The organism is Mitsuaria sp. TWR114 (assembly GCF_007997345.1).
On sequence record NZ_VOSR01000505.1, the window covers coordinates 1 to 8970 of the forward strand.

Annotated in this window: 6 protein-coding genes; 2 read left to right on the forward strand and 4 right to left on the reverse strand. The window is 70.0% G+C overall.

The annotated features are described in order from the left end of the window. Positions 1-936 (reverse strand): diguanylate cyclase (locus FUT87_RS17810; RefSeq protein ID WP_147241880.1); only part of this gene is annotated, 936 nt, incomplete at its 3' end. A 111-nt stretch (positions 937-1047) separates the two neighbouring features. Between FUT87_RS17810 and recQ the strand changes: the two genes are divergently transcribed. Then, complete coding sequence (gene recQ, locus FUT87_RS17815; RefSeq protein WP_147241881.1) at positions 1048-2916, forward strand: DNA helicase RecQ; 1869 nt, start codon at positions 1048-1050, stop codon at positions 2914-2916. Between the two features lie 151 nt (positions 2917-3067). Here the strand turns inward: recQ and FUT87_RS17820 are convergent, their stop codons facing one another. From FUT87_RS17820 to FUT87_RS17830, 3 genes are all read right to left on the reverse strand, one after another. After that, the gene (locus tag FUT87_RS17820; protein ID WP_147241882.1) at positions 3068-3337 is read right to left on the reverse strand and encodes a hypothetical protein; all 270 of its coding nucleotides are present in this window, start codon (positions 3335-3337) and stop codon (positions 3068-3070) included. Between the two features lie 271 nt (positions 3338-3608). Beyond that, on the reverse strand, positions 3609-3791 hold the full coding sequence (locus tag FUT87_RS17825) for a hypothetical protein (protein ID WP_091730383.1): 183 nt from the start codon (positions 3789-3791) through the stop codon (positions 3609-3611). A gap of 164 nt (positions 3792-3955) precedes the next feature. Further along, positions 3956-5965, reverse strand: a complete 2010-nt coding sequence (locus tag FUT87_RS17830) for a bifunctional diguanylate cyclase/phosphodiesterase (protein WP_147241883.1) — start codon at positions 5963-5965, stop codon at positions 3956-3958. Between the two features lie 292 nt (positions 5966-6257). Here FUT87_RS17830 and uvrA point away from each other — a divergent pair. Further along, the coding region (gene uvrA, locus FUT87_RS17835; protein WP_147241884.1) for an excinuclease ABC subunit UvrA at positions 6258-8970 on the forward strand (2713 nt) is incomplete at its 3' end.

Genomic DNA, 8970 nt, shown 5'->3' on the forward strand with positions numbered 1-8970 from the left:
GTACATCGCCGCGTCGGCCTGCTGCATCAGCTCCTCCAGCGTCAGCGGTCGGTCGGCGGCCATCGCGGCGTCGCCGACGCTGAAATCCAGCGCGTAACCCCGCTGCGCCCTCAGGTTGAGCGCCCCGACCTGCGTGCGCACCCGCTCCAGCGCGGGCGACATCTGCTCGGTCGCCGTGCCGCTGAGCAGCACCACGAACTCGTCGCCGCCGGTGCGCGCGATCACGTCCGAGGCCCGCAGGCAGAAACGCAGGATGTCCGCAAAGGACTTCAGCGCCCAGTCGCCCTCCGCATGGCCATAGCGGTCGTTGACATGCTTGAAGTGGTCGAGGTCGAAGTACAGCATCGTCGCCGGCCACTGCTTGCGCCGGCACAGCGCCAGCACATGTCCGGCCTGCGATTCGAAGCCGCGCCGGTTCGCCAGCCCGGTCAGCTCGTCCACCATCGCCATGTACATCGCCGCGAACTGCTGCTCGACCATGAAGGCCAGGTCGCGCAGCGTCGCCTGGTCGTCGGCGTCGAAGCCGCGCGGCACCCGGTCGATCAGGCACAGCGTGCCGAGCCGGTGACCGCTGGGCGCCCGCACCGGGCAGCCGGCGTAGAAGCGGATGTGCGGCGCCCCGGTCACCAGCGGGTTGTCGACGAAGCGCGGATCGGCATGGGTGTCAGGGATCAGCAGGATGTCGTCCGACAGGATGGCGTGGCCGCAGAAGCTGACGTCGCGCGGGGTCTCCGGCACGTCCAGGCCCTGCGCCGACTTGAACCACTGCCGGTCGGCGTCGACCAGGCTGACCAGCGCGATCGGCACCTCGAACAGGCGCCGCGCCATGCGCGTCAGGCGGTCGAAGCGTTCCTCGGGATCGGTGTCCAGCACCTGCAGCACGCGCAGCGTGGCCAGCCGGGCATTCTCGTCGTCGGGCAACGGCGCAGCGATCATGAGCAGGTCTGTTCGGTGCGGAGGAGCAAGGCGCTCGGAAAGCGCCGTCCACGACGGATCGGGACCGGGTGAACGGCGGACCCGTCGATGTGCAGGACAATCGAGGGCTCCATGAGTTCGTCCAAGCATCATCCCGTCCCGCTAGCCATCCTGCAAGAGGTGTTCGGTTACAGCGCCTTTCGCGGCCAGCAGGCGGCGATCGTCGACCACGTGAGCGCCGGCGGCGACGCGCTGGTGCTGATGCCCACCGGCGGCGGCAAGTCGCTCTGTTACCAGATCCCCGCGATCGCCCGGCAGCGCGCCGGCCATGGCGTCACCGTGGTCGTCAGTCCGCTGATCGCCCTGATGCACGACCAGGTCGGCGCGCTCGAGGAAGCGGGCGTCGAGGCCGCCTTCCTCAACTCCACGCAGACCCTCGAGGAAACCCAGCGCATCGAGCGCGAGATGCTCGCCGGGCGCCTGACGCTGCTGTACGCGGCACCGGAGCGGGTCAACACGCCGCGCTTCATCGCGCAGATGCAGTCGCTGTACGAGCGCGGCCTGCTCGCGCTGTTCGCGATCGACGAGGCGCACTGCGTGAGCCAGTGGGGCCACGACTTCCGCAGCGAATACCTGTCGCTGAGCCTGCTGCACGAGCGCTTCCCCGACATCCCGCGCATCGCGCTGACCGCGACCGCCGACGACATCACCCGCGCCGACATCATCGAGCGGCTGCAGCTCGACAGCGCGCGGATCTTCGTCGCCTCGTTCGACCGGCCCAACATCCGCTACCTGATCGTCGAGAAGGACAGCCCGCGCGAGCAGCTGCTGCGCTTCATCCAGGACGAGCACGAGGACGAGGCGGGCGTCGTTTATTGCCAGAGCCGCAAGAAGGTCGACGAGACGGCGGAGTGGCTGCGCGCCAAGGGCATCAACGCGCTGCCTTACCACGCCGGCATGGAACAGGAGCAGCGCAAGCGCCACCAGGACCGCTTCCTGCGCGAGGACGGCATCGTGATGGTCGCCACCATCGCCTTCGGCATGGGCATCGACAAACCCGACGTGCGTTTCGTCGCCCACCTGGACCTGCCCAAGAACATCGAGGGCTACTACCAGGAGACCGGTCGCGCCGGCCGCGACGGCGAACCGGCCCAGGCCTGGATGGCCTACGGCCTGGCGGACGTGGTGCAGCAGCGCCGCATGATCGACGAGAGCCCGTCGTCCGACGAATTCAAGCAGGTGCAGCGCGGCAAGCTCGACGCGCTGCTCGCGCTGGCCGAGGCCATCGACTGCCGCCGCGTGCGGCTGCTGGCCTACTTCGGCGAGGACAGCCAGCCCTGCGGCAACTGCGACAACTGCCTGAATCCGCCCGCGACCTGGGACGCGACCGAGGCGGCGCGCATGGCGCTGTCGTGCATCTACCGCTTTCACCAGGTCACCGGCTTCAGCTTCGGTTCCGGCCACCTGATCGACGTGCTGCGCGGCAAGGAGACCGACAAGGTCGCCCAGTACCGGCATCACGAGTTGTCGACCTGGGGCGTCGGCGCCGCGCTCAGCGAGCAGCAGTGGCGCGCGGTGATCCGCCAGCTGATCGCGCTGGGCTATGCGGTGACCGAGGGCGAATACAACACGCTGTCGCTGGGCGGCGATGCCAAGGCCGTGCTGCGCGGCGAGGTGCGCATGCTGCTGCGCCAGCCCGCGGTGCCGACGCGCAAGAGCAAGTCGAGCCGCGGCGGGTCGTCGTCCAGCCGGCGCTCGGAGGCCGAGGCCGACCTGGACGCCGCGGCGCAGGCGCGCTTCGATGCGCTCAAGGCCTGGCGCGCCGAGGTGGCGCGCGAGCACGGCCTGCCGGCCTACGTGATCTTCCAGAACGTCACCCTGGCCGAACTGGCACGGGCGCAGCCGCGCTCGCTCGACGAGATGTCCGGCATCAGCGGCATCGGCGCGAAGAAGCTCGAGGCCTATGGCGAGGCGCTGCTGCGGGTCCTGGCCGAGGACTGAGCCGCTTGAGCCATCGATCGCGTCACGCGATCGTCACCAGGAAAACTCACCGACAAAAAGAAGAACGCCCGGCAACTGCCGGGCGTTCTCGTGGGCGATCGCTACAGCTGGACCGTCGCGGTCGCCGCCTTGACAGCGCAACCGCCGGAGCTCAGCAGAGCTGGGTCGTGCAGCCGGCCGGCGCGGCCGAAGCCAGCTGCTGGCCGTCGGCCGCGGTGTCGCGGCGGCCGGTGATGTAGACGGTGGGCAGTTGCTCGCGCTTGGCGGTGATGACCACCGGATCCAGCGTGATGACGGCCGCGCGTTGCTCGCGCTGGTCCTGCACGTGCAGCAGGCTGACGGCGATCGCCAGCGTGGCGCCGATGCCGAAGGCAAAGGCCTTGAAGCTGGTGCGGGCGGTCTTGAAAGAGGGGGTGCTCATGTCGATCTCCTTGATGGGGTTGCGTGTGTCAGTGAAGTCAGTGTCGTCATCGCGCCCCCGTTCCGCGAGCCGCAAGCGACGAATGCGCGCGGCGACGGAGTGAACTGCGCGGAACCGCGACGAATGGATGAGCCCGGACCGTCGATCGCCGGGATGCCCCATTCCATCGATGTTCCCGACGATCGAGCCGAAAAAAAAAGAAGCCCGCTGGTCAGGCGGGCTTCGAAATGCCGGGGGAAGCGTGGCGTCTATCGGAGCGCAGGCCGCGGGGTCATCCGCGCGGCTTGCTGGCCTGGTCGGCCTGAGGTCCCGGCATGGTCTGCTCGGCCCAGTGCAGGGGCAGGGGATGGGACGGACGCGCGGCCTCGTTCGTGTCCGCCAGCCACAAGGCGATGACGGCGGCGCTGGCCACGGCGGCCAGGGCGGTGAGGAAGGTCTTGGCGGCGTCGTTCATGGTGGCCCCCTGCGGTGCGATCCCTGTCCTGGCATTTCAACGAGGATGCACTGTGCGCCGCCACCGGCGGCAAGACCACGACGACGCGACGAATTGCCGCTATCGCGCGCCGAAATGCCGGTCGGCCGGGCGAATGGGTCCTGGGGGGCGATCCTGGCGGGGCTTCAGCCGCGCGCGGCCCGCGCTGCCCCAGCCTGGGGCGGCCAGACGGCCAGGCGCGCCGCCAGCGCGGCGGCCGGCTGCGGCCGGCAATAGAAATAGCCCTGCTGCTGCCAGCAGCCCAGCGCCAGCAGCGCGTCGCGCTGCGCCTCGGTCTCGACGCCCTCCGCCACCACGTCGATGCCCAGCGCCTCGGCCATGCCCATCATGGCGCGCACCAGCGCCCGGTCGTCGGCGCTGCTGGGCAGGTCCCGGACGAAGGCCCGGTCGATCTTCAGCCTGGCCGGGCGCAGCAGCTTCAGGTAGGCGAGCGAGGAATACCCGGTCCCGAAGTCGTCCACCGACAGGCTCAGCCCCAGCTCGGACAGGCGCGCCAGGGTCTGGAGCACCGTGTCGGTGTCGGTCAGCAGCGAGCTTTCGGTCAGCTCGATCGCCAGTTCGCCGGGCGCGACCGCATGGCGGCCCATCGCCTCGGCGATCCGCTCGGCCAGCCGGGGCTCGCGGAACTGCAGGGCCGACAGGTTGATCGAGATCGGCCCCGGGTGCCGCCCCGAGGCCTTCCAGCGCGCCAGCTGCGCGCAGGCCTGCTCGATGGTGCTCCAGCCCAGGTCCAGGATCTGCCCGGTCTCCTCGGCCAGCTCGATGAACTGGCCCGGCATCACCAGCCCGCGCTGCGGATGCTGCCAGCGCATCAGCGCCTCCAGCCCCGACCAGGCGCCGGTGCGGGCATCCACGACGGCCTGGTAATGGAGCAGCAGTTCGTCGCGTTCCAGCGCCAGCTTCAGTTCGCGCTCGAGCTCCATCCGCTGCACCGCCGCCGCGTCCATGTCCTGCTGGAAGAAGCTGTAGCGCGAGCGCCCCAGCTGCTTGGCGCGGTACATCGCCAGGTCGGCATGGCGGACCAGGGTGTCGAAGTCGTCGCCATCGCGCGGGAACAGCGCGATGCCGACGCTGGCCGACACGCTGGCCACGCCGCCCTCGAGCTGCAGCGGCGCGTTCAGCGCCTCGATCAGGCGCTGCGCCGCGGAGGCGACGTGCTCGCTGGAATCGCGCATCAGCAGCAGGAACTCGTCGCCGCTGACCCGGCAGGCCAGGTCGGACTCCCGCACCGCCTGGCGCAACCGCTCGCTGGCCTGCAGCAGCATGCGGTCGCCGGCGGCATGCCCGAGCGAATCGTTGATCGCCTTGAACCGGTCCAGGTCGACGAACAGCAGCGCCAGGTGGCTCTGCTCGCGCCGAGCGACCGCCGCCTCGTGCAGGAAGACTTCCCGGAACAGCGTCCGGTTGGGCAGGCCGGTGAGGTGGTCGTACATCGCGAGCTGATGCAGCTGCGCGTTCTTGCTCTCCATGTCCGCCAGCAGGCCGGCGATCTGCTGGCCCATCTGGTCCAGGTGCACGCCCAGCTGGCCCAGCTCGTCCTTGCGGTTCCAGCGCAGCCGCGGCACCGGCTGGCGCTCGGCGATCGCGTTGGCCAGGCGCTTGAGCCGGTCGATCGGGCGGACCATCCGCAGATAGAAGACCATCAGCACGATGCCCACGCCCACCGCCACCTGCGCGGCCACGATCAGCGCCGTCTGCCGGCGCCCCTCCTCGAGCATGCGTTCCTGCGCGGCATCGTCGAACTGCACCCGCAGGCTGCCCAGCACCTGGCCCTCGCGCTGGATGGTCGCGGCGAGCGTGACCGTCGGCCAGCCGGGGCTGCACTTGGCGCGCACGATGTCGCGGGTGTCGACGCGCTCCTCGTTGAGCTCCACCGCGCAGACGTTGACGTCAGACAGCAGCTGGTCGAGCGCCCGCTGCACCGCCGGGCTGTCCACCGTCCACAGCGGCTCGACCAGGCCATTGGCGGCCAGCGTCAGCACGGCCGCGCGCTGGCCCTCCAGCACCGGCTCGAGGCTGCGGCGGATGAACGCATCGCTGTAGGCGAGCAGCGCCAGGGCCGGCGCCGCGATCCCGACCACCACCGCGAGCAGGATCACACTGCGCAGCGACAGCGACGGCGCTTTGAACTTCATCGAGGGGGGAAGGGGCAGGAGGGGATGCGGCGATTCTGCACCCCCATGTGGCCGGAGGGCCCCCGCAAAGGCGGGGTCGCGGGGAAGGATTTCGGCATTCCTCCCGCTGCCACGCGGTGTCAGCAGGGATCGGCGCGGGAACGGGGCTGGCCCTATCATGGCGAGTTCGCCTCCAGCTGTGTCCGGCCCCATGTCCACGAAAGTCCCGCCCGCCGTCCCCGCCCCGTCCGAGCCCACGGCCGCGCCGCAGCCGGGCCCGGGCGGCCGGTATCTGGGCCAGGTGCTCGGGCGGATGGGGGACGAGCCGCCGATGATCCGCGTCCGCGGCGCCCGCACCCACAACCTCAAGAACATCGACGTCGACCTGCCGCGCAACCAGCTGGTCGTCATCACCGGGCTGTCGGGCTCGGGCAAGTCCTCGCTCGCCTTCGACACGCTGTACGCCGAGGGCCAGCGCCGCTACGTCGAGAGCCTGTCAGCCTACGCGCGCCAGTTCCTGCAGCTGATGGACAAGCCCGAGGTCGACGTGATCGAGGGCCTGTCGCCGGCGATCTCGATCGAGCAGAAGGCCACCAGCCACAACCCGCGCTCGACGGTGGGCACGGTCACCGAGATCCACGACTACCTGCGCCTGCTCTACGCGCGCGCCGGCACGCCCTTCTGCCCCGACCACCACCTGCCGCTGGAGGCCTCGAGCGTCGGCCAGATGGTCGACGCGGTGCTGGCCATGCCGGACGACTCGCGCCTGATGGTGCTGGCGCCGGTCGTGCGCGACCGCAAGGGCGAGTTCATCGAGCTCTTCCAGGACCTGCAGGCGCAGGGGTATGTGCGCTTCCGCGTCGACGGCCAGACCGTCGAGGTGCCGGACCTGCCGGCGCTGAAGAAGGCGGAGAAGCACGACATCGATGTCGTCGTCGACCGCATCAAGCTGCGCCACGACAGCGCCGACCAGCTGCGCCAGCGTCTGGCGGAAAGCTTCGAGGCCGCGCTGCGCCTGGCCGACGGCCGCGCGCTGGTGCTCGACATGGACCGCGGCACCGAGTCGATCTACTCCAGCAAGTTCGCGTGCCCGATCTGCAGCTATTCGCTGCCGGAACTGGAGCCCCGGCTGTTCTCGTTCAATTCACCGGTGGGCGCCTGCCCCTCCTGCGAGGGCCTGGGCCTGGTGACCGTCTTCGATCCGGAACGCGTCGTCGCCTTCCCGACGCTGAGCCTGGCCAGCGGCGCGGTCAAGGGCTGGGACCGGCGCAACGCCTACACCTTCTCGATGCTGGAATCGGTCGCGAAGCATTACGGCTTCGACATCGAACAGCCCTTCGAGGAACTGCCCGAGCTGGCGCGCCAGGTCCTGCTGCAGGGCTCCGGCGAGGACGAGATCACCTTCACCTACCAGGCCGAAGGCGCCAACGGCCGCAAGCGCAGCGTCAGGCGCTCCCACCCGTTCGAGGGCATCCTCCCCACCCTGCAGCGGCGCTTCCGCGAGACCGATTCCGCCGCGGTGCGCGAGGAACTCGCGCGCTACCAGAGCGCCAAGCCCTGCCCCCATTGCGAGGGCTCGCGCCTGAGACGCGAGGCGCGCCACGTGCTGCTGCAGCCGGCCGACGCCGCCGAGGGCGAACGCGGCAAGCCGATCTACGAGGTCGAGCACGCGACGCTGCGCGAGGCGCTGGCCTATTTCGAATCGCTCAAGCTCAAGGGCGCGAAGGCGGAGATCGCCGACAAGGTGATCCGCGAGATCGCCTCGCGGCTGCACTTCCTCAACGACGTGGGGCTGAACTACCTGAGCCTGGACCGCAGCGCCGACACGCTGTCCGGCGGCGAGGCGCAGCGCATCCGGCTGGCGTCGCAGATCGGCTCCGGGCTGACCGGCGTGATGTACGTGCTGGACGAGCCCAGCATCGGCCTGCACCAGCGCGACAACGACCGGCTGATCGCGACGCTGCGGCGCTTGCGCGACCTGGGCAACTCGGTGCTGGTGGTCGAGCATGACGAGGACGCGATCCGCGCCGCGGACCATGTGCTGGACCTGGGCCCCGGCGCCGGCGTGCATGGCGGCCGGATCATGGCGCAGGGCACGCCGGAGGAAGTGGCGGCCAACCTGAATTCCTCGACCGGCCGCTATCTGAGCGGTGTCGAGCGCATCGAGGTGCCCAAGCAGCGTCACGCGCTCAGCGACAGCGCCGATCCGCGCACGCTGAAGATCGTCAACGCGCGCGGCAACAACCTCAAGGGCGTGACCGCCGAATTCCCGGTCGGCCTGCTGACCTGCGTGACCGGCGTGTCCGGCTCCGGCAAGAGCACGCTGGTCAACGACACGCTGTACGCCGCCGTCTCGCGCAAGCTCTACCAGAGCCATGCCGAACCGGCCGAGCATGACGAGATCGAGGGCATGGACGCCTTCGACAAGGTGATCAACGTCGACCAGTCGCCGATCGGCCGCACGCCGCGCTCGAACCCGGCGACCTACACCGGCCTGTTCACCCCGATCCGCGAGCTCTTCGCCGAGATGCCGACCGCGCGCGAGCGCGGCTACGGCGCGGGCCGCTTCAGCTTCAACGTGGCCGGCGGCCGCTGCGAGTCCTGCCAGGGCGACGGCGTGCTGAAGGTGGAGATGCACTTCCTGCCCGACGTCTACGTCCCCTGCGACACCTGCGGCGGCAAGCGCTACAACCGCGAGACGCTGGAGGTGCTCTACAAGGGCAAGAACATCTCCGAGGTGCTGGGGCTGACGGTGGAAGACGCGCTCGCCTTCTTCAGCGCGGTGCCGACGCTGGCGCGCAAGCTGCAGACGCTGATGGACGTGGGCCTGGGCTACGTGAAGCTCGGCCAGAGCGCGACGACGCTGTCAGGCGGCGAGGCGCAGCGCGTCAAGCTGGCGCTGGAGCTCTCCAAGCGCGACACCGGGCGGACGCTGTACATCCTCGACGAGCCGACCACCGGCCTGCACTTCGCCGACATCGCGCTGCTGCTCAAGGTCGTGCACCAGCTGCGCGACGCGGGCAACA